Origin of the sequence: Stenotrophomonas sp. NPDC047960, assembly GCF_043204395.1 — a bacterium.
GTDB lineage: Bacteria > Pseudomonadota > Gammaproteobacteria > Xanthomonadales > Xanthomonadaceae > Stenotrophomonas.
Genome location: NZ_JBIDBX010000001.1, coordinates 79,893 through 100,571, shown reverse-complemented (window position 1 = coordinate 100,571; position 20,679 = coordinate 79,893). Strand labels below are relative to the sequence as shown.

The following is a 20,679-nucleotide window of genomic DNA, read 5'->3' as shown; positions in this document are numbered from 1 at the left end:
GGAGGACCGCCGTTGATCCTCGTATTCGACTGCGAGACCAATGGCCTCCTCGACGAACTTGACACGATCCACTGCATTTCCCTCCAAGAGGTAGATGAGACCGGCGCACCGCGCGGTCCCATCCTGTCCGCCAACGATCACGGCACGGGCGAAATGACAGTCCGTCAGGCCGTCGAGAGGCTCAAGAAGGCCAAGCGCGTTGTCGGCCACAACATCGCCGGATTCGACATTCCGGCTATCGCCAAGGTGTTCCCGGACTTCAAGGTCCAGGCGTACTTCGACACGCTGCTGATGTCCACGCTGGTCTACCCGGACCTCAAGGACCGCGACTTCAAGGCCCGCAAGAAGCAGGGAGCGAACCCGGTGTTGCCGGGCAAGCTGATCGGCCGTCACTCCCTCGAAGCGTGGGGCTACCGCCTCGGCCGCTGGAAAGGCGACTACGCGGCGCAGATGGCCGCACGCGGCCTCGACCCCTGGGCACAGTGGTCTCAGGAAATGGACGACTACTGCGACCAGGACGTTGCGGTCACGCAAGCGCTGTTCGCGTTGTTGATGAGCAAGGGCCTCCCCACCGAGGCCATCGAGCTGGAGCAGGCCGTCGCGCCGATCCTCTCGCGTCAGCAGCGCTACGGCTACCTGTTCGATCAGGAGAAGGCGCGTGAGCTGGAGTGCATCCTCGTGTCCCGGCGCACTGCGCTGGAGGCCGAGCTGCGCAAGGTCATTCCGCCGTGGAAGGTGGTGAAGCGCAAGTTCGTACCGAAGCGCGACGACAAGCGCCGCGGTTACGTCAAGGGCGTGGAGGTCACGACCTACAAGGACGTGGTGTTCAACCCGGCAAGCCGCCAGCACATCGCTGACCGCTTGACTGCAATGTACGGCTGGCAGCCCCAGGAGTTCACCGAGAAGGGCCAGCCGAAGATCGACGAAGAAGTCCTGGGCGCGCTCAAGTTCCCGATCATCCCGCTCCTGCTGGAGCACTTCATCGTCAACAAGCGCCTCGGCCAGCTCGCCGAAGGCGACGAGGCGTGGCTCAAGGCCATCAAGAAGGACGGCCGCATCCACGGCAGCGTGAATCAGAACGCAGCGGTGACCGGCCGCATGACGCACTCGAAGCCGAACATCGCTCAGGTGCCGAAGGTCCAGCACTCGAAGGAGAAGGGAATCCTCAAGGGCCAGGAAGGCGGCTACGGATTCGAGTGCCGCTCGTTGTTCTGCGTCCCAACAGGGAAGCTCCAGGTCGGCGCGGACGCCTCGGGATTGGAGCTGCGCTGCCTGGCGCACTTCATGGCAAAGCACGACGGCGGCGAGTACGCCAAGGTCATCCTCGAAGGCGACATCCACTCCGTCAACCAATCGGCGGCAGGACTGCCCACCCGCGACAACGCCAAGACCTTCATCTACGCCTTCCTCTACGGGGCAGGCGACGCGAAGCTCGGCTCCATCGTGGGTAAGGGTCGCCAGGCCGGGGCGAAGCTCCGCTCGAAGTTCCTGGCCGGGCTGCCTGCGCTGGAGAAGCTGGTACGCGGGGTCAAGAAGCGCGCGGCCGAGAAGGGATACCTGATCGGTCTCGATGGCCGGAAGCTGCACATCCGCAGCGACCACGCCGCGCTCAACACCCTGCTCCAGTCGGCCGGTGCGCTGGTGATGAAGAAAGCCCTGGTGATCCTCGACGCCGACCTGCAAGCCGCAAGGTTGGTGCCGGGCGTCCACTACGAGTTCCTCGCCAACGTCCATGACGAGTGGCAGATCGAAGTGGACGAGGACAAGGCCGAGTTCGTGGGCAAGACCGCACAGGCTGCCATCCGCAAGGCTGGCGAATACTTCGGCTTCCGCTGTCCGCTCGATGGCGAGTTCAAGATCGGAAGGAATTGGGCCGAGACGCACTGACCCGCGGCAAGCGGGACATTGCACTCGCCCTGGTGCGCCAAGCGAAACGCCGGGCAGCAAGGAAGGGACTGCCGTTCGACCTCACGTCGGACGACATCGTGGTCCCCGACTTCTGCCCGGCGCTGGGCATCCCGCTGTACCGCGCTGTCGGGCGCAAGGCCCAAGGCCCCAACTCACCCACGCTCGACCGCATCGAACCTGACCTCGGCTACGTCCGGGGCAACGTGCGCGTGATCTCCGCACGCGCGAATCAGATCAAGTCCGACGCGACTCCCTCGGAGCTTCTGCGAGTCGCCTGTTACGTCCAAGAGAACCGATGAACCCAACCAACATCCTGCGCGCCCTCGCGGCGCTGCTGGTCGTTGCCGCGCTCGCGGCTGGCGGCTTCGCAGCCTGGAAGTACACCGCAATGGCCCAGCGCGTGACGGAGCTGGAGGAGTCGGCAAAGGAACTGGCCGACCTCAAGCAGACCGTCGAGACCCTCAACCGCGAAGCCGTGCGCCGCTCTGCCTTCGATGCAGCGCTGCGGAACGCCCGCGCCACCACCAACCGCTCTGTGGAGATTGCAGCAAATGCTGACCCGGAAACTGGCGATTACCTGTCTCGCCGCATTCCTGACGAGCTGCGCCGCGCACACCTCGAAAGTCGTGCCGGAGCAGTTCCTCCAGCCGACCGTCATTGAGGGCACGCACTCCTCACTCGACGCCGTGATGGCTGACCCGACCACCACCACCTACGACCTCTACCGCTTCGGCGGCAACGCCGAGGACGGCCTCCTGCGCTGCAACGCCGACAAGGCGAGCGCCCTGGAAGTCCTCAAGGAATCGAACCGATGAACGAGAATCAGCTTCGCGTGCATTTCATTGGCGGCCCCGCTGACGGCGATGTCCGCTTGATCGCTCCGTGTACTACCTACCGCGTGGCTGTGCTCGAACACCAGCCCGAGGTTCACGCCTACAACGCCAAGTGCCCGTGCTGCACGGAGCGCATGCTGCGCCCCGTGGAGTGGAACACCGCGATCTACTTCATCCGCCGCGTTGGCGAGAAGTGCTGGGTCGCCGTACACGAGAGCATGGCATGAAGCGCGCACTTCTGATCCTGGCGCTGTGCGCTGGCCTCGCTGCGTGCGACATGAAGCCTTGGCCGCCACGCGCCGATTACGGCTCGTGCCTGAAAGGACACACCGAGAGTGGCCTGATGCTGATCCCAAACAGCAATGGCGGATTCTCGTACATCCCCACCAGCGATTACGTCTGCGACGAGTACGAGTACCCGCTCGGCGACGGCCCGGAGTACCAGGCCGGAATGAAGCGCTACGCCGCCGAGCTACAGGCGTGGTATGAGCGTCACCCGGAGAAGCGGCCATGACTTCCTACGTGACCTATCGGCCACCGCATGCGGCCGGTTCCTGGGTCATCGGCGGCAACTTCTTCGTGCAGGTCAAGGAGCGTCCGAACTGGCTGCACCGCTGGTTCGCGCTGGCGTTCCTGGGATGGCAGTGGGTGGACGCATGAACAAGCGCGGCCCCCTGCTGCTGATCGACGCCGACGTGCTGCGCTACCAGCTCGCGTTCTCGAACACCGCGAACATCGACTGGAACGGCGACGGCAACAAGGTCGAAGCGATCCAGCCCGAGCGCGCGAAGGCGAAGCTGGAGGACTACATCGACGAGATCGTCGAGAAGTTCGGCGCGCGTGATTACCTGCTGGCCCTGTCCTGCAAGAAGCACAACTTCCGCAAGGACATCGACCCGACCTACAAGCTCAACCGCGCCAGCAAGGACAAGCCTGCCCTGTGGTACGTGCTCGACGAGTTCGTATACGACGAGTTCGGCGACAAGATCGTGGAGATCGAGAACCTGGAAGGTGACGACGTGCTGGGCCTGCTGGCCTCGCACCCGAATCCGAAGCGCGCGCCAGGTAGCCGCATCGTCGTGTCCATCGACAAGGACATGCAGACGATCCCCGGCATCCGTCTCTACAACCCCAACCGTCCCGACGTGGGCGTCCGGCCGATCTCGGCTCACGACGCTGACCTGTTCTGGATGAAGCAGGTGCTCACGGGCGACCAGGTGGACAACTACCCCGGCTTCCCCGGCATCGGCCACAAGGGCGCGGACGAGCTGCTCATGCCCATCCACGAGGCGTACCGCGATGCGTCCGTCGAGGAGCACCTCGGCGCGCTGTGGAACACCGTCGTCACCACCTACACCACCCGCATCCCCCGCGGCGGCACCGAGCCGCTGTCGAAGCACGATGCGATCCGCCAAGCACGCCTCGCGCGAATCCTGCGCTACGGCGACTACAACCCCAAGACCAAGGAAGTGAAGCTGTGGAAACCCTGATCCTGTTCATCACCATCATCGCCGTGCTGGCCGTGCTGTTCGCCTTCGTCGCCTATGGTGCAGCCTGGCTGTGGTGGCGCAGCCTCAACACCCTCGAACGCGCCCTGTACCGCTCGGCTGGCCGCGTCAAGCTGTGGCCGGCCGCTGTCGGCGCTGCTGGTGCGGCTTGGCTGATCGCCCGGTGCTTCGCCTGATGCGTCCGAAGCTGCTGGCCCTCGCCATCAACCTGGCGCTGCCCGGCCGTCCCGGCTGGTAGCGCCTCTCCCCCAAGTCCCCTTCGGCCCGCCTCGTGCGGGCCTTTCCTTTTCTGGAGTCCCCATGAAGATCATCGGAATCACCGGCCGCGCCCGTAGCGGCAAAGACACCCTGGCCGAGTTCCTGGTCAGCGACCACGGCTTCGTGAAGCTGTCCTTCGCGGCCCCGATCCGCGCCTTCGTGGCGGACATCACCGGCCTGCCGGTGTCCGCGATGGAGGACGGCCCGCTCAAGGAGGAGCCGCTCGACTGGCTCAACGGGCAGACCCCGCGCCGCCTGATGCAGACCGTGGGCACCGAGTGGGGCCGCGAAATGATCGACCGCGACCTGTGGGTCAAGGTGGTCGCGCAGAAGATCCGTCAGGCCCGCCGCGACGGCGCTGCTGGAGTCGTGGTGTCGGACGTTCGCTTCGACAACGAGGCGCAGTTCATCCGCGAGTGGGGCGGCCAGGTAGTCCAGGTGCTCCGCGACAGCGCGGCCCCGGTCTCGGCGCATGCCTCCGAGGCAGGCGTCCACGGCGACCTGATCGACACCGTGATCGACAACAACGGCCCGATCCACCGCCTGCGGATGGTCGCGGAATCGCTGGCCCGACTCTAAGGGTTTAGTGGTCATCATCGGGGGAAACGACAGTTTCCCCACCTATTCATAACCCAGGAGTTCTATGCAAATCCCTCTGCACTCCTACGACCTGATCGACCTCCTGGACGAACTGCACCCCGAAGTGATCTACGACCCCGCCCAGTCGAAGGAGGAGTTCCTGCTCCGGCAGGGCGAGCGCCGCCTGATCCTCCGGCTCAAGGCGCTGCGGGAGGTCGAGCAGATGGAGCACCGCGCCCGCTAATCATGTGCAGCAAGCCCAACATGCCGGACCAGCAGGAGAAAGACCCGATCCTGCTGACCCGCCAGGACACCCAGCCGACCGGCCACGCGGCCGATCAGCGGCGTAAGTCCAAGGTCCGACTGGACCTGAACAACGCAACGCAGTACCAAGGACTGACCATTCCGAATGGCTGACGCCAAGCAGACCTCGGCCGAGAAGCAGACGGCCGCGAAGCGCTACGGCGATCTCAAGTCCAACCGCAAAGAAGCCGAGACGCGCGCCAAGCGCTGCGCCAAGGTCACCCTGCCCCGCCTGTGGGTGGACGAGGGCGCGAAATCGCGTACCCCCGGTTCCGCCTACATCGACACCGGCCCGAAGTGCGTCAACGCCCTGGCCTCGAAGATCGTGCTGGCCTGGCTGCCGCCGAACGCCTCAGTGTTCAAGCTCGCGCCTGACCAGGCCGTCGCCGAGAACATCGCCGAGCAGGCTGGCGTGGAGACCTCCGAACTGGAGGCCGCGCTGGTGGACGTGGAACGGGTCATCGTCAACGACCTTGAGACCAGCGGCGTCCGCCCGGTCCTCAGTGAGGCGGCCAAGCACGCCATCGTCCTCGGCAACTTCCTGCTCTACGACCCCGACGAGGGCAAGCCCAAGCTGTACCCGCTGACCTCCTACGTGACCGACCGCGATGGCCTGGGCAACGTGCTGGAGATCATCACACTCGACAAGATCGCCCCGGCCATGCTGCCGGATTCGATCCGCGCGGCGGTGATGCAGAAGCTCGCCCAGGAACGCGACGAAAAGACCAAGAACGACGACGTGAACCTCTACACCTGGGTGCGTCGCTCGGAAGATGGCAAGGAGTGGGAAGTGGTCCAGGAGGTCGAGGGCGTCGAAGTGCCCGAGACCGTGGGCACCTACCCCATCGACGCCTGCCCGTGGATTCCCCTGTGCGCCCCGCCGTCCCTCGTGGACGACTACGGCGAGGGCTTGGTCTACGACTACGTGGGCGCGTTCGAGTCGCTGGAGGCGCTGCGCAAGGCGATCCGTAAGGGTGCCGCCGCGCTGGCGAAGATCATCATGTTCCTCAAGCCGACCTCGACGATCCGCGAGCGCCAGCTCACCGAGGCCGAGTCCGGCGCGGTGCTGCGTGGCGAGGCCAGCGACGTGACCACGCTCCAGCTCCAGAAAGCCTACGACCTGAACTTTGTGCGTCAGGAGGCCGAGGGGCTGGCGAACTCGCTGGAGCTGATCTTTGGCGTGAAGTCCGCCGTGCAGCGCCCCGGCGAGCGTGTGACCGCCTACGAAATCCGGGTGCTCACCCAGGAACTCGACGACGCCCTCAGCGGCTTCATGGCGATGTCGGGCGAGCAGCTCTTGCTGCCGCTGATCCGCCGCCGCCTGCACAAGCTCCAGAAGCAGGGTCGCCTGCCCGAGCTGCCGCAGGAACTCATCAAGCCGCGCATCACCGTTGGCATCGCCGCCCTCGGCCGCGGCCACGACCTGAACAAGCTGATCGAGTTCGGTCAGGCAGTGGATGCGCTTGTCGGCGCAGAGGAGAAGGCACGCCGCCTCAACAGTGGCGAGGCGATCTCCCGACTGGCCGCCGCTTCCGACATTTCCACCAAGGGCCTGATCCGCTCCGACGACGAGCTTGCTGCCGAGCAGCAGGACGCCTCGGCGCAGGAGGCGATGGTCCGTGCCGCTCCGAATATCGCCTCAGCGATGACCCAAACCCCGTAACCCCGAGAAGGACGCAATGTCGAACGAAACCACCGAGAAGCCCGCCAAGCCGACCAAGGAAGCCCCGAAGGCTCCGAGCGTCGAGCGTAAGGGCAAGGCCGAGATCACCCGCAAGACGAACGGCCTGGTCATCGTCAACTACAAGCCCGAGGACAAGTAATGTTGCAGCCGGGCAAGTCCGAAGTGACCGTCAGCCTTGACGGCATCAACGGCCAGCCGACCCCAGGTCAGCAGCCGCCGCAGAACTCCCAGGACACCCAGCAGCCCGCACCGGGCGCGCAGGGTGGCACCGATGGCGAGCGCCTGTTCGGCGGCAAGTACAAGACCGTGGAGGAGCTGGAAGCCGCCTACGCACAACTGAGCACGCCAGCCGACGACAAGGGTGGCAAGAGCGGCCCCGCGACCATCGACGGCGCCACCGAGGATGACGCGCGTGACGCCTTGGCGCGGGCTGGCCTGAACCTGGACGACTTCGCCACCGAGTTCAACTCGAACGGCTCGCTGTCCGAGGAGAGCTACAAGAAGCTCCAGGACGCGGGCTATCCGAAGGAGCTGGTGGACGTGTACGTCGATGGCCTGCGCGCGCGCGTGCAGACCTACGAGAACGCCGTCTACTCGCCCGCAGGTGGCAAGGCCGGTTACGACGGCCTGGTCCAGTGGGCCAAGACCAACCTGAGCGCCGAGCAGAAGCGGGCGTTCAACGAAGCGGTGCAGTCCGGCGACGCCGGCCGCGCAGCGCTGGCAGTCCAGGGCCTCGTCGCCCTCCGTGGCGGCAACGGCCGCCTTCTGAATGGCAAGACCGCATCGAACGCCGATGCTGGCCCCAAGCCGTTCCAGTCGCAGGCGCAGGTCGTCGAAGCGATGCGCGATGTGCGCTACCACCGTGATCCGGCTTACCGCGCGGAAGTCTCCGCCCGCCTGGCCGTGTCGCCGCTGTTCAAGTAATCCACTCAACCTCAAGCAAGGACTAAATGTCGGACGCAATCCCCTCCCGCCTGGGTCAAGCCCAGGCCAACGGCGACGCCTGGGCGCTGTTCAAGCAGAACTACACTGCTGAAACCATCACCAGCTTCGTCGAGAACTACAAGCTGGACGGCCGCGTGTCGGTGCGCAACATCGAGAGCGGCAAGTCCGCCTCGTTCCCGAACGTCGGCACCATCGGCTCCGAGTACCATGTGCCGGGCACCGAGATCAAGGGCCTGGTGGTCGAGCACAACGAGACCATCATCACCCTCGATCCGATGCTGATCTCGCACGCCTTCATCGCCAACATCGACGAGGCGATGAACCACTACGACGTGCGTTCCGAGTACACCCGTCAGCAGGGTGCGGAGCTGGCGCTCAAGCGCATGCAGAACGAGCTGCGCTGCGCGATCCTGGCCGCTCGTACCACCGAAGGCAAGGTCGAAGGCCAGCCGGGTGGTGCCATCATCAAGGCCGCCACGATGGCCTCCGATCCGACCGTGCTGGCCGATGCGTTCCGCAACGCCCGCATGTTGTTCGACGAGAAGCTGCTGCCGGACAACCCGCAGGAGTTCACTGGCGCACTGGCCCCGGCTCAGTGGTATCTGCTGACCGAGAACAAGGACTTGATCGACCGCGACATCAACGCGGAATCGAACGGCTCCTACGGCCAGGCGATCATTTCCTCGGTCGCCCGCATCCCGCTGGTGAAGATCAACGCGATGCCGCGTGTCGATGAGTCGGCCCTGGCCTCGATCCCGGCCAAGTACCGCGGCAACTTCGCGGACACCGTGGGCGTGATCTTCCACCGCTCGGCGGTCGGCACCCTCAAGCTGCTGGACCTGTCCCTGGAGGACGTGTACCAGGGCGAGAAGCAGGGCACCCTGATGCTGGCGAAGTACGCGCTGGGTCACGGCATCCTGGCTCCGCGCGGTGCCATCGAGCTGTCGAAGGCCGCGTAAGTTCCACCGGGACGGGACTCATAGAGTACCCGGTCGTGTAGCTGGCACCGCAGACCTAGATCGTCAAGTCGGCTCCCGTCCCAACTCCAATCTCTCTCCATCTACGGGGGACATCCACACGGGTGTCCCCCGTTTTTTTGCCCCGAATCCATGAACCTCGAACTCACTCCGACCACGGAACTCGAAGCCGTCAACGTGCTGCTCGGTGCTATCGGCGAAGCGCCGATCAGCGACCTCGAAGCGCTCGGCAACCTGTACGCCTCGCAGGCGCGCGACACCCTCCGCGCGGTGAGCCGCGAGGTCCAAACCGCTGGCTGGTGGTTCAACACCAGCGAGTCGTTCACCTTCACGCTCAACGCGGAAGGCAAGGTGCTGCCGCCGCAGTCGATCCTCAAGCTCGTCCCCGCACGCGGAAGCGAGCCGCTGGTGATCCGAGGCACGCGCCTCATCAACCCGCTCACCCTCGCCGACACGTTCTCGTCGGCACCCACCGCCGACTTCGTGACCTGGTTCCTCGCCTACGAGGAGCTGCCCGAGTCGGCCCGCCGCTACATCGCCGTGCGCGCTGCGCGTCTGTTCCAGACGAGCGTGCTGGGTAGCGACCAGCTCTACGTGTTCACCGAGAAGCACGAGGAGGAGGCATACCTCATCTTCGCGCAGGAGCACGCCGACTTCACCTACGCCCGCGGCCACAACTTCCTCAGTGGCTCGACGGACGTGTCTGATATTTGGGACCGCTGATGCCGCTAATCACGGGGGACTATCCCTCGTTCCTGGGAGGCGAGTCGCAGCAGGACGATACCGTCCGCTCGCCGAACCAGCTCACCAAGGCGATCAACGCCTGGCTGCATGCCGCAATGGGCGCTGGCAAGCGCCCGCCCGCCGAGTTCGTTGCTGGCCTTGGCGTCACCCTCGATCACGACTGCGCCTTCCACTCCATCGTCCGCGATGAGAACGAGCGCTACATCGTCGCCGTTGGTCACCGCAGCATCCGCGTGTTCGACCACGAGACCGGCAAGGAATACACAGTCAACGCCACGGGCGACGCGCTCAACTACCTGGACACCCAGGGACAGCGTGCGTGGTCGTGCTTCGCGCTGGCGACGTTCTCCGACACCACCTTCATCGTCAACCGGCTGGTAGACGTGAAGCAGAGCGATGAGCTGTCGCCCGGTTCGCTGTACGGATCGGCGCAAACGATGTCCGACCTGCCGAAGCCCGGAGACAAAGGCTCGGCCGTTGTGCCGACCGGCGCGATCTACAACATCATCGGCTCGTCCGAATCGCAGTTCGACGACTACTACGTCCAGAAGCAGTCCTCCTCGGTCTACCTGGAGGTCGCCCGGCCGGGCATCAAGCACCGCTTCGATGCCAAGACGATGCCGCACATCCTCAAGCGCATCCCCGATCCGGTGCATGCGGACGGCTTTTGGTTCTCCTTCGGTGGACCGGAGTGGACCGCGCGCCTCGCGGGTGACGAGCAAAGCAACCCGTTCCCGTCCATCGACGGCCAGCGCATCCGCGAGGTGTTCAAGCACCGGGACCGCCTGGGCTTCCTGGCCGGGGAGAACGTGCTGATGTCCGAGGTCTCCGACCCGTTCAACCTCTGGCGCACTTCGGTGACCCAGGTGCTCGACGCCGACCCCATCGACGTGAGCGTCAGCGGGTCGAACGGCGTCACCACGCTCTACCACGCAGTCCCGTTCCAGTCGGCCCTGTTCCTTGCCGCTGCGGGCGGCCAGTTCCTCCTGACCGCCGAGCCGTACCTGGCCGCCAAGAACGTCAAGAGCGATCCGGTCAACAGCTACAGCAGCTCGCCGTACATCCGGCCGAAGCTGATGGGCGAGTCGCTGTACTTCACCGAGGACAGCGGCGCATACGCCAGCGTGCGCGAATACTTCATCGACGACCTGTCGGTGACCGGCGACGCTGCCGACGTGACCGCGCATGTGCCTAAGCTGATGCCGGGCCGCATGCGAGCGATGGCGAGCGCAAGTGGTGCCGACTGCGTGTTCTTCGCTCCTGACGAGCCGACCGACGCGCAGCTCTACGTCTACTTCGTCCGCTGGATCGGCGACGAGAAGCAGCAGTCCGCATGGACGCGCTGGTCAATCTCCGGCGTCGGCCGCATCGTCCACATGCACGCCATCAACGACGTGCTGTACGCCGTCGCGGAAGCGCCGGGAGGCGGCTGCGAGCTGCTCAAGTTCCGCATGGTGCTCAACCAGCACGACGCGGACGCCACGGGCGACTACAACTTCCTGCTCGACCGCATGCTGGTGGTGCAGCCCACCTATCAGCAGTTCGGCAACGAGACCTGGATCGACCTGCCCTACATCGTGCCCGATGGCATGACGGTCACCGTCCTCAAGACGGACGACTGGCAAGACCCCGGCGCGTACCTCGACATCACCAAGGCGCGCTGGGACAACGCCCGCACCCGCCTCGCGCTCCCCGGTAACCACACCGAGGGCCGCGTGGTCGTCGGCATGGACTACGAGCACCGCCTCACGCTGACCAAGCCCATCGTTCGCGGCGGGCAGAACCAGGCCGTGCTGGTGGGCCGCACGCAGGTGCGTGACATCGAGGTCGCCTACAAGGACGGCGCGTACTTCGAGCTGGAGGTCGAGCAACACGGCAACGGCCGAGTCGAGACCTACGTGGCGTCGCACTCCGGTGCGTACACCGCGCGCGTCCTCAACGACTCGGTGTTCCGCACCAGCGCCCCGACGTTCCACTCCGGCTCTCGCCGGTTCCCCGTGCTGGGCGACGCCAACAGCGTCCGCATGCACCTCGTCAACCGCCTGCCGTTCCAGTGCTGGTTCCAGTCAGCACAGTGGCGCGGCATGTTCGTCTCCCGCAGCCGAGTATGACCCTGACCTATCGAAGCCCCACCGCCAGCGACATCCTCCACGTCGCCGAGAACATGCGGCAGGAGGACATCCTGGAGGTGGCGGCTTCGCATGGTCACACCCCGCTCCAGGCGCTCGCATACGCAGTCACCGCGAGCGACCGCAGTTTCGCCGCGATGCACGACGGTTCCGCCGTGTGCATCTTCGGCTTCACCCAGCACGCCGAGGGAATCGCCTCGGTTTGGCTGCTGGGCACCGACGCCCTGGTGGCTCCCTCGTTCCGCCGCACGTTCCTCCGAGAAGCTCGGCGGATCAGCGACGAGTGGGCGGCCACCTTCGGCACCATCTTCAACTTCGTCGATGTCCACGCCGTCACCACGCGGCGATGGCTCGGCTGGCTTGGCTTCCGCGAGAGCGGCGTCGAGTCCGCCTACGGCTTCGCCAAGACACCCTTCGTCCGAGTAACCAAGACCCCATGTGCAACCCCGTAGCAGTCCAGGTCGGTATCGCCGCAGTCAGCGCGATGGCGACCATGTACGGCCAGAATCAGAACAACAAGGCCATCGAGGAAGCCGCGGAGCGTCAGCAGGAGCAGATCAACGACCAGGCCGCCGAGCGCACCCAACAGCGCATGGAGGAGGCCCGCGCACTGCGATCCGCGATGCGCGCCTCCGCAGCAGAAGCGGCAGTGTCCGGCAACTCGGTCGAGCTGCTGGCGAACGACATCATGGCCCAGGCTGGCCGTGACGTGGCCCTCATCGAGAAGAACCGCAGGAACGGAGTCGTCGAAAGCGGCTCCGAAGCACGCGCACGTATCCGCACCGGCAATGCCGAGGCGCTGGGCGGCGTGATGCAGTCAGGCGTGAACGCCTACAGCAACATCCAAACCTACAAGCGCTATTCCATTCCCGGAGACGAGTAACCCGTGGCCCGCACGAAACCCCAAGAGATCATCCGCCGCGCGCAGGTGCCGCAGCGTCTCGCCGAGCGCCCCGTTCTGGCGGTGCAGGCTGACCAGGCGTCCTCCGCTGGTGCCGGTGCCCTCTCTCGCACCGCCGCTGCGGTGCTGACGCGCGTCTCGGATTCCGTCAACTCACAGATGATCTCCAACAGCCGCGAGCAGTACAGCGCCGCGGCGACCCAACGTATGCAGGAGGACGCCGAGGGTACGCCCCGGCAGGCCGAGGACTTCGTTGCCCAGCAGTCGGAGTCATGGCGTCGCGGCTACCTCAAGGCTGACGGCATCATCCGCGTCCGCGACTGGCAGATCGAAGCGGCCAAGGAGATCGCCAAGGCCGAACCCGGCACCGACATCGAGCCGCTCATCAAGGAGCGCATGGCGGCGCTGACGCAGAACCCCGAGTTCCAAGACCCGCAGGTCCGCAAGGCCCTGATGCCGGTCGCCATGCGCGCCGCGCAGCAGGTCCGCCAGCAGTGGCAGGCCGACTCGATGCGGGAAATGCTGGTCCGGCAGAAGGAGTCGCTGACCGCGATCATCCGCGACGGCATCAAGGGTGGCACGTTCCTCACCTCCGAGGGCATGAACGGCCTGTACGCGATGCTGGACCAGGAGGAGTACGCCTACCTCAACAAGCGCGACGTGGACGAACTCTACGTCGAGGCCGCCAAGGAGGAGCTGGCTGCGGGCAACCGCGATCCTCAGTCGATCCTGGCGTTCCTGGAGAAGGACCGCGGCGACGGCCAGCCCGGCTTGATGAACACCGAGCACGGCGACGAGCTGCGCGCGGCGGCTGCCGCTGGTGCCCGCGTAATCGCACACCGCGAGGACGAGGCACGCAAGCAGGCGATGGCCGAGGCCGAGTGGACGCTCCAGGGCCTCGCGGATCGCGGCCAGCTCACCCACAAGACCATCGACACCTGGGCCAGCAAGTTCGGCCTGAGCGGCGGCGACCTCCAGTCCTTCAAGCGCTACTGGAACAACCAGCAGGAGCAGACGCTCCGCCGCTGGGAGCAGGAAGCGAAGGAGCGCGCCCGAGAGGAGCGCATCCGCAAGCTGGTAGCCGGGGGCAATCCCTACGAGATCAGCGACGCCGACCTCAAGAAGCAGGCCGGTAAGGAGTGGGAGGAAACCCCGCAGGCCGCACGCGGCCAGGTGCTCCAGAAGTGGGCACGGCAGGGCATCGTCATCCCCCAGCTCGAACGCATCCTCAAGCGCGCTGACCCGGCGTTCCAGGAGAACTTCCAGAATGCCGCGACGCTGTACGAACAGCTGCGCAAGGTCTCGCCCAAGTACGCCGATACGGTCGCTGGCGGCGAGGCTGCCGCAATGCTGGACCAGTATCTCTACGACACCCGGCGCAGCGGTCAGTCGCACCAGGAGGCCGCTCGCGTCCTGACGCAACCGAAGCGCGAAGTCGAGGAGGCCCGCTCGGTCATCAACGACACCTGGAAGTCCGGCATCAAGGACTACCTGGAGATCGACGGCAAGCCGCGTGACCCGCGTGAGCTGCACCGCATCCGCCAGGAAGCCGAGCGCATCGCCTCGCGCGGTGGCGTGTCCGGCGAAGCTGCCATCCGTGCAGCGGTCGGTCAGATCGACGCCCAGCGCACGACCGTCAACGGCCGCCGCGTGCCGAACATCGGCATGCCCCAGGGTGCCGAGCCAGCGGTAGACGAGCTGATCCAGACGGTCGCGCGCAAGCTCGGCCGCGACCCGGATGAGCTGTCGGCCCTGCCGAATCCCCGCAATCCGGGGCAGTGGCAGATCGTCGGCCCCGACAACTGGCTGATCCCTGACCCGGACACCGGCCGCGCCATCGGTTTCGACCCGCGTGCCATCGCGGCACAGCACCAGCGCTGGAAGGGAGACCTTGCGGAATCCCAGGCGCGTCGTCGGGTCGAGCAGCGCACCACCTGGGCGGACCAGTCCCGGAATATCCGCGACCTGCGCTCGCAGTCGGCGACCACGGAAGTCCCCGCGGCCATCACCAAGCGCGACGCAAGCGCCGCTGAGGCTCCCGCCTTCGAGCTGCCCAAGTTCGACCTCACCAAGCCGCTGGTCCCCAACGCGGGCACCAAGCAAACCACCACCACCCCGGCAGTCCCCGAGGACTTCCTGGAGTACCTGACGAGGAAGTAAGACCGCATGTTTGAATCCCTACCCGGCGCAGACGAGAACGTCGTCAAGCCGGCAACCCAGCAGCCCATCGTGCAAGCCGTGCGCGAGCGCAAGGAGCAGCGAGAGGCCGCGCAGCGCCGGAAGGATCAGACGACCGTATGGGACGGATGGGGCGCTGCCCAGGCAAAGGGCGGCATCGGCTTCATCGACCGCTTCATCACCGAGCTGGGCTACGAGCCGCAGCAGGGCTATCGCATTCCCGCAGACGCGCGCAAGCGCTGGGAGTCGATGGGCCTGCGCCCGGAGCAGTGGGAACTGTTCGGCCGGGCCACGTCCGACGAGCACCTCTCCTATCTGGAATCCGTGGCCTTCATGAATCAGATGGCGGACGACGACCTGGCGCAGTTTGGCCTGGGCGGACAGATCGCCCTCGGCTTCACCGACCCGGTGGCAACCGGCCTCGATCTCGCCACGGGCGGCCTGGGGTACGCAGCCAAGGCCGGACGCCTCGCCAACGCGGTGCGTTCCGGTCTACAGGCTGCGGGCACCTCCGCGCTGATGTCGGCCGCAACCTCCACCTACGACCCCGAGCAGACGCTCGCGGATGGCGTGCAGAGCGCCGCCCTGTCGTTCGCGTTCGGTGGTGCCCTCGGCGCTCGCCGGGGTGCCCTGTTCGACGGCGAGGTGAAGCCTGACGTGGTGAAGCGGTTGGCCGGTGACGACTCGCTGTCCGCCGCCCGCGTGGCAGGCACCGCCGCCAACGACCCCACGCCAGGCGTCCTCCCGCTGCGCAACGAGAGCGCATTCGAGCAGGAGTTCACCGACAAGGCGCTGGTCAACGCGCACATCACGCCCCACTTCGCCACCGTCCGCCGCGACCTTGCTGCCCGCATGGGCAGCGCCAAGTCGCCCCTGGTGCGCGAGGCGGGCCGTCTGCTGTTCCGCGATGGCGTCGGCTACACCGATCGCTCCGTCGCGGTCCAGGAGTCCACCAGCGAGTTCGCCAAGCGCCACCTGGCCGTCATGGAGACGGAATGGCGGAGCGGAGTGAACGCCGCGTGGGACGCCTACAAGCAACGGACGGGCACGCATTGGTGGAACTTCTCCGAGCGCGCCAAGTTCAACGAGGAGGTCGGCCGTGCCGTGCGCGGTGCGCCGGACGTGTCACCGGAAGCCGCCAAGGCTGCCGGAAGCGTCGCCAAGGCGATGCGGGATGCGCTCAAGCTGGCGCAGGACAGCAACCTCGACGGCTTCGCCAACGTGGCGCAGAACGGCAACTACCTGCCGCGCTACTGGAGCGGCAAGGGCTTCAAGCGCCTGTTCGGCGAAATGCAGCTCCACCAGGACGACGTGATCGACCAGCTCATCAAGCCCGCCATGCGTCGCGCATGGGAGGCCGCCGCCGACGAAGGCGACGAGATCGACGACGAGCTGCTCGGTGCGGTTGCACGCTCCTACCTCAAGCGCGCTCAGGCGAACTTCGAGGGCGACGGGATGGACCTGCTGGTCCGCCCGCTGGACAGCGATTCGGTCGAGGAGATCGGCAACATGCTGACCGAGGCGGGCGTCTCGCCCGTGCGGTCGCAAGAGCTGCTGTCCAAGCTGGAGCGCAAGACCTACGAGTCGGGCAAGCTCGACCGCGCGAAGAAGCGCATCGACCTCGACGAGACCTACTCCACCACCATCCGCAATGAGGCTGGCGAGGACGTGCAGGTCTCGATGGCCGACCTGTTCGACAACGACGTGGACTCGGTGATGACCCGCTACATGCGCGAGATCACCGGCTGGTCGGCGCTGTCGTCGAAGGCTGGCATCAAGAACCGCGCACAGCTCGACCGCTTCGTGTCGAAGCTCAAGAGCGACGCCCGCAAGTCCGGCGACGACGTGAAGGACATCGAGCGCCTGATCGACATCGGCCTCAAGTCCACCTTCGGCCGCAGCACCGAACTCGATCCCGCCAGCCGTGGCGCACGCTACGCGCGGTTCCTGCGCAACTGGAACTTCGCCCGCGTGATGAACCAGGTCGGCTTCTCGCTGTTTGCCGAGCTTGGCCCAACCATCGCGCATGCCGGTCTCCGCAACTTCTGGAACTCCGTGGGTGCCGCCCGCGACTTCCTGGTGCGCGGCGCTGACGGCAAGCTGTCCTCGCAGGAGGCGCGCGTGATGGAGCGGCTGTTCGCACCCGGCACCGACTGGCTGCGCAACCCGCCGTTCCTGCGCCTGGACGAGGACGCGCTCGTGCCGCAGACGTTCAACGTCAAGCACGGCGAGAAGATCGACAACGCGATGAACATGGCGACGCACGTAACCTCGGTCGCATCCGGCATGGCCCCGATCAACACGATGCTCCAACGCATCGCCGGTCGCGCCACGCTGCTGCGGCTGCTGGACATGGCGAACGCCAAGAAGCTGTCGGACGCCGAAGTGGCCCGCCTGCGCACCTGGGGCCTCGACGAGAAGGCCCAGGCCGACGTGTTCGGCTACCTTAAAGGCAAGCGGCAGATCGAGCAGATCGACCCGGACAAGCTGCCGTTCCAGACGCGCGAGCGCATGGCGGCGTTCCTGTTCCGCGTGACGCGACACCAGGTTCTCGAAGGTGACGCCTCGGACAGCATCGAGCTGATGCACTCCACCACCGGCCGCATCGTCACGCAGTTCCGCAGCTTCATGGTCAACAGCTACACCCGCCACTTCCTGAACTCGGTCCACCACTACGACGACTGGCGCACCTACGCGATGGTCGTGCTGTCCACCTCGGCAGCAGGCATGGGCTGGGCGGCTCGCACGTACATCAACACTGCGGGCAACCCCGAACAGCGGAAGAAGCAGCTGACGCAGGAGAACTTCTACAAGAACGCTGTCGCGCAATCGAGCTGGTCGAACGTGATCCCCGCGGTCACCGACGCCGTGTGGGCGGACGCCTTGGGCAACGACCCGGTGTTTGCCAACAACCGCTCGACCGGCCTGGAGAACGGCGTGATGGGCATCCCGTCCATCGACCTGTTCAACAAGGTCTACGGCAGCACGCGGATGATCGGCTCGGCCATCCGCGACGATGAGGAGATCACCGAGAAGCAGATGCGCGACTTCTGGAAGATTTGGTGGTTCAACAACATGACGGGCGTCCGCAACATCGCGGATCAAGCCCTACAGCAGTTCCCCGACCGCAAGGACGGGACTGATCGACCGTAACCAGGAGGCCCTTCGGGGCCTCCACCTTTTTGAGGACGCATGATCGAACTATCGCGCGGCCTTTCCTTCGTGCTCTACACCTACGAGGGAGGCCCTACGCGGTTCACCGTGCCGTTCCCGTACATCGCCCGCGAGCACATCCGGGCGTTCGTCGGTGAACCGGACGCGGCCCGCGCTGTCTCCGTGTCGTGGGTGGACGCCAGCACCATCGAGATTCCGTCGCAGGATGGCGTGCTCGACGCGCCCTACACTGTGACCATCCGGCGATTCACGCCGATTGACGCCCTCCTGGTCAACTACAAGGAAGGCGCAAACCTCCCGGCGCGCGACTTGTCTAAGTCGTTCCGCCAACTGCTGTACGCACACCAGGAACTCGCCGAGTTCGGTAGCGGCAGCGGCCTCCCCGGTGGCGGCCCCGGCAACCCCGGTGGCAACCCGGACCTCAACGCAATCATCGAGCAGCTCCTCCGCTCGCCAGCACTGCAAGACCTGCTGACCCGCATCGACCTCATCGACGTGAACGCCGAGGCGATCCTGGAGGAGATCATGCGCTCGCACGAGTTCTTCGACGTGCAGCGCGACTACGGCGACAAGATCAGCACGGCCACCCACGAGATCGGACTGCTGACCGAAGGCAACAAGGTCATCGCGCAGCAGATCATCGACCTGTTCGCGCGGGTGGATCGCGGGGAGCAAAGCAACCAAGCGCGCTTCCTGGAGGTCAACCGCGCTATCGCCGACGAGCACTCTGCGCGCGTCGAGGCGATCACCGAGCTGCAAGGCCAGGTGGTCGAGAACGGCAAGACGATCTCCGCTGCGCTCAACCAGCGCATCGACGAGGTGGAGAGCACCACCGAAGCGGCGCGCGCGGCCACCGAGCAGCGCCTCGGCGCAGAGATCGAGGACAGCGCGGCGCAGGTCCGCACCGCAGTCATGGCCGAGGTTGACGCAACCAAGGCCCGCGTGTCCGACGTTGAGACGGCTGTGATTCGCCACGGCGAGAACATCGCTGGCTTGGCCGAGACCACGGAAGCCCTGACGGATGCCGAGGGTGCCAACACGGCATTCCGGCAGCAGATGGCGGCGAGCTACGGCGCGAACGTGCCGCAGGGGATCGCCAACGAGATCGACGGCCAGGTATCGGCGGTCTCGGCTGCCTTCGAGCAGCGCATCGACACCGAAGCGTCCGCACGCGAAGCCCTGGCGTCGCAGGTATCCACGCTGGAGACCAGCACCGCGCCGACGATCTTCTCGGACACGCAGCCCTCCCCGCCCGCTGGCGGCTTCAAGGTTCCGACCTTTTGGGTCAAGACCGGGCAGACCGGCGCGTACCTGACGCAGATTTGGGATGGCACCGGCTGGCGCAAGGCCGACCTGGATGTCACCTCTCCGACCGGCGCGCTGGTGCAGCAGCTCAACACCACCAAGATCACCGCCGAGCAGGCGCAGTCCATCGCGGCCACGCAGGTCCAGGCGTTCAAGGACGGCGACTTCGCCACCATCCGGCAGGAGTTCAACGTGGTCGCCGGGCAGCACTCCGGCATGTACGGTCAGTGGCAGGCCAACTACTCGGTCAAGATCAACGCGGGCACCATCAACGGCGTCCCCGTGGTCGCCGGTATCGCCCTCTCCGCCAACCCGCAGACCGGCAGCGACTTCATCGTCACCGCGGATCGCTTCGCCTTCGTCCACCCGCAGTACACCTCGGGCGGCTCCCTGGCGAGCATCAAGTATCCGTTCGTGATCGGTACGGTCGGCGGCCAGTCCACCGTGGGTATCCAGGGTGCGCTGGTGGTGGACGGGACGATCACTGCGGACAAGATCAGGGTGAACTCCCTGGCCGCGCTCACGGCGAACGCAGGTACGATCAACGGCGGCACGTTCAAGACCCACACCCTCGACGGCAACGGCAACATCGTCAACGCTGCCGAGTTCCGTGTGGAAATCTCCAACCTCGGCGACTGGCCCCTGTGGGTCGGCTCCGGCGCGAAGAACGCCAACAACGCGGTGTTCTACGTGGACCGCAACGGCGGCGCGTTCTTCCGAGGCCGCGTCAATGCTCCCAACATCGTGGGGCAGTTCCAGTCGGCGACCGGCGTGTGGTGGACCGGGGCAACGAGCCTCTGCTACCAGGCGGGCAACAACTTCATCCCGCTCGGCGATTGGGTGGCGATCCACGAGTTCTGGCTCGGCGCTCCGGTGCTGGCTGGCGAGGGTCATACGCCCTCCGTGTCGGTGACCGTCACCGCGAACACGCGCGTCTATGGGCTGCACGTCATCTTGGAGGAGCTGCGTGACTCCGTGTGGGTCGCCATCGCCTCGCACGAGCCACCGATGTACCGCGCGTTGATTCAGCAGATGGGCGGCGACGGCAACACCTTCACCGCGTCCAACTTCTACACCTACGAGCAGTCGGTGACGCTCTCGGCGTCCGGGGCATGGACAGGCGGTGCCCGCGCGTTCCGCGTGCGTTGCCGCGCATCCAGTCCGCCGCCGCAGGTCCACGGCTACGACGCCCCGGCCTATCCGAACTACCTCATCACGTCGATTGGCGGCTTCGCCTTCGGCATCCGATAACC

23 protein-coding genes are annotated in these 20,679 nt (G+C 66.0%); all 23 read left to right on the top strand.

Annotated features, from left to right (window positions below; genetic code table 11):
- Window positions 1-12: 12 nt before the first annotated feature.
- The 23 genes from ACGFZ3_RS00555 to ACGFZ3_RS00445 all read left to right on the top strand — a co-directional run bounded on the left by ACGFZ3_RS00555 (window position 13) and on the right by ACGFZ3_RS00445 (window position 20,677).
- Window positions 13-1,887: a DNA polymerase gene (locus ACGFZ3_RS00555; protein WP_065428010.1), complete on the top strand. Its 1,875-nt coding sequence runs from the start codon at window positions 13-15 to the stop codon at window positions 1,885-1,887.
- Window positions 1,869-2,207: a hypothetical protein gene (locus tag ACGFZ3_RS00550; protein ID WP_050483582.1), complete on the top strand. Its 339-nt coding sequence runs from the start codon at window positions 1,869-1,871 to the stop codon at window positions 2,205-2,207. Before ACGFZ3_RS00555 ends, ACGFZ3_RS00550 begins: the two co-directional genes overlap by 19 nt.
- The gene (locus tag ACGFZ3_RS00545) at window positions 2,204-2,569 is read left to right on the top strand and encodes a hypothetical protein (RefSeq protein WP_005412414.1); all 366 of its coding nucleotides are present in this window, start codon (window positions 2,204-2,206) and stop codon (window positions 2,567-2,569) included. The genes ACGFZ3_RS00550 and ACGFZ3_RS00545 overlap by 4 nt, the downstream gene beginning before the upstream one ends.
- Window positions 2,570-2,597: 28 nt before the next feature.
- Window positions 2,598-2,723, top strand: coding sequence for a hypothetical protein (locus tag ACGFZ3_RS00540; protein WP_258013034.1), 126 nt, complete (start codon window positions 2,598-2,600; stop codon window positions 2,721-2,723).
- Window positions 2,720-2,968: a hypothetical protein gene (locus ACGFZ3_RS00535; protein WP_004154585.1), complete on the top strand. Its 249-nt coding sequence runs from the start codon at window positions 2,720-2,722 to the stop codon at window positions 2,966-2,968. The genes ACGFZ3_RS00540 and ACGFZ3_RS00535 overlap by 4 nt, the downstream gene beginning before the upstream one ends.
- Window positions 2,965-3,255: a hypothetical protein gene (locus ACGFZ3_RS00530; RefSeq protein WP_049434075.1), complete on the top strand. Its 291-nt coding sequence runs from the start codon at window positions 2,965-2,967 to the stop codon at window positions 3,253-3,255. Before ACGFZ3_RS00535 ends, ACGFZ3_RS00530 begins: the two co-directional genes overlap by 4 nt.
- Window positions 3,252-3,401 (top strand): hypothetical protein, encoded by a 150-nt coding sequence (locus ACGFZ3_RS00525; RefSeq protein WP_160314061.1) that lies wholly within the window; start codon window positions 3,252-3,254, stop codon window positions 3,399-3,401. The genes ACGFZ3_RS00530 and ACGFZ3_RS00525 overlap by 4 nt, the downstream gene beginning before the upstream one ends.
- Window positions 3,398-4,231, top strand: a complete 834-nt coding sequence (locus ACGFZ3_RS00520; protein WP_004154583.1) for a hypothetical protein — start codon at window positions 3,398-3,400, stop codon at window positions 4,229-4,231. The genes ACGFZ3_RS00525 and ACGFZ3_RS00520 overlap by 4 nt, the downstream gene beginning before the upstream one ends.
- Window positions 4,219-4,425, top strand: coding sequence for a hypothetical protein (locus tag ACGFZ3_RS00515; protein WP_164170922.1), 207 nt, complete (start codon window positions 4,219-4,221; stop codon window positions 4,423-4,425). The genes ACGFZ3_RS00520 and ACGFZ3_RS00515 overlap by 13 nt, the downstream gene beginning before the upstream one ends.
- A 124-nt stretch (window positions 4,426-4,549) precedes the next feature.
- Window positions 4,550-5,086: an adenylate kinase gene (locus ACGFZ3_RS00510; RefSeq protein ID WP_004154581.1), complete on the top strand. Its 537-nt coding sequence runs from the start codon at window positions 4,550-4,552 to the stop codon at window positions 5,084-5,086.
- Between the two features lie 64 nt (window positions 5,087-5,150).
- Complete coding sequence (locus ACGFZ3_RS00505) at window positions 5,151-5,330, top strand: hypothetical protein (RefSeq protein ID WP_392915008.1); 180 nt, start codon at window positions 5,151-5,153, stop codon at window positions 5,328-5,330.
- A gap of 2 nt (window positions 5,331-5,332) precedes the next feature.
- On the top strand, window positions 5,333-5,503 hold the full coding sequence (locus ACGFZ3_RS00500) for a hypothetical protein (protein WP_004154579.1): 171 nt from the start codon (window positions 5,333-5,335) through the stop codon (window positions 5,501-5,503).
- Window positions 5,496-7,052, top strand: a complete 1,557-nt coding sequence (locus tag ACGFZ3_RS00495; RefSeq protein ID WP_005412405.1) for a portal protein — start codon at window positions 5,496-5,498, stop codon at window positions 7,050-7,052. The genes ACGFZ3_RS00500 and ACGFZ3_RS00495 overlap by 8 nt, the downstream gene beginning before the upstream one ends.
- A 16-nt stretch (window positions 7,053-7,068) precedes the next feature.
- The gene (locus ACGFZ3_RS00490) at window positions 7,069-7,212 is read left to right on the top strand and encodes a hypothetical protein (RefSeq protein WP_004154577.1); all 144 of its coding nucleotides are present in this window, start codon (window positions 7,069-7,071) and stop codon (window positions 7,210-7,212) included.
- Window positions 7,212-7,997 (top strand): hypothetical protein, encoded by a 786-nt coding sequence (locus tag ACGFZ3_RS00485; RefSeq protein WP_392915003.1) that lies wholly within the window; start codon window positions 7,212-7,214, stop codon window positions 7,995-7,997. The genes ACGFZ3_RS00490 and ACGFZ3_RS00485 overlap by 1 nt, the downstream gene beginning before the upstream one ends.
- Window positions 7,998-8,023: 26 nt before the next feature.
- Window positions 8,024-8,977 carry a capsid protein gene (locus ACGFZ3_RS00480; protein WP_164260792.1) on the top strand — a complete coding sequence of 318 codons (954 nt, stop codon included), beginning with the start codon at window positions 8,024-8,026 and terminating at the stop codon, window positions 8,975-8,977.
- A 150-nt stretch (window positions 8,978-9,127) separates the two neighbouring features.
- A complete protein-coding gene (locus ACGFZ3_RS00475) occupies window positions 9,128-9,718 on the top strand; it encodes a hypothetical protein (RefSeq protein WP_005412402.1) in 591 nt (196 codons plus the stop codon).
- Window positions 9,718-11,850, top strand: coding sequence for a hypothetical protein (locus ACGFZ3_RS00470; RefSeq protein ID WP_111007469.1), 2,133 nt, complete (start codon window positions 9,718-9,720; stop codon window positions 11,848-11,850). The genes ACGFZ3_RS00475 and ACGFZ3_RS00470 overlap by 1 nt, the downstream gene beginning before the upstream one ends.
- The gene (locus ACGFZ3_RS00465; protein ID WP_392914998.1) at window positions 11,847-12,320 is read left to right on the top strand and encodes a hypothetical protein; all 474 of its coding nucleotides are present in this window, start codon (window positions 11,847-11,849) and stop codon (window positions 12,318-12,320) included. The genes ACGFZ3_RS00470 and ACGFZ3_RS00465 overlap by 4 nt, the downstream gene beginning before the upstream one ends.
- Window positions 12,321-12,352: 32 nt before the next feature.
- A complete protein-coding gene (locus ACGFZ3_RS00460; protein WP_392914995.1) occupies window positions 12,353-12,751 on the top strand; it encodes a hypothetical protein in 399 nt (132 codons plus the stop codon).
- Window positions 12,752-12,754: 3 nt separating this feature from the next.
- On the top strand, window positions 12,755-14,929 hold the full coding sequence (locus ACGFZ3_RS00455) for a hypothetical protein (RefSeq protein WP_392914992.1): 2,175 nt from the start codon (window positions 12,755-12,757) through the stop codon (window positions 14,927-14,929).
- Between the two features lie 78 nt (window positions 14,930-15,007).
- The gene (locus tag ACGFZ3_RS00450; RefSeq protein ID WP_392914989.1) at window positions 15,008-18,100 is read left to right on the top strand and encodes a hypothetical protein; all 3,093 of its coding nucleotides are present in this window, start codon (window positions 15,008-15,010) and stop codon (window positions 18,098-18,100) included.
- Between the two features lie 39 nt (window positions 18,101-18,139).
- Entirely contained in the window at window positions 18,140-20,677 is a 2,538-nt protein-coding gene (locus ACGFZ3_RS00445) for a phage tail fiber protein (RefSeq protein ID WP_392914986.1), read from the top strand.
- Window positions 20,678-20,679: the final 2 nt, after the last annotated feature.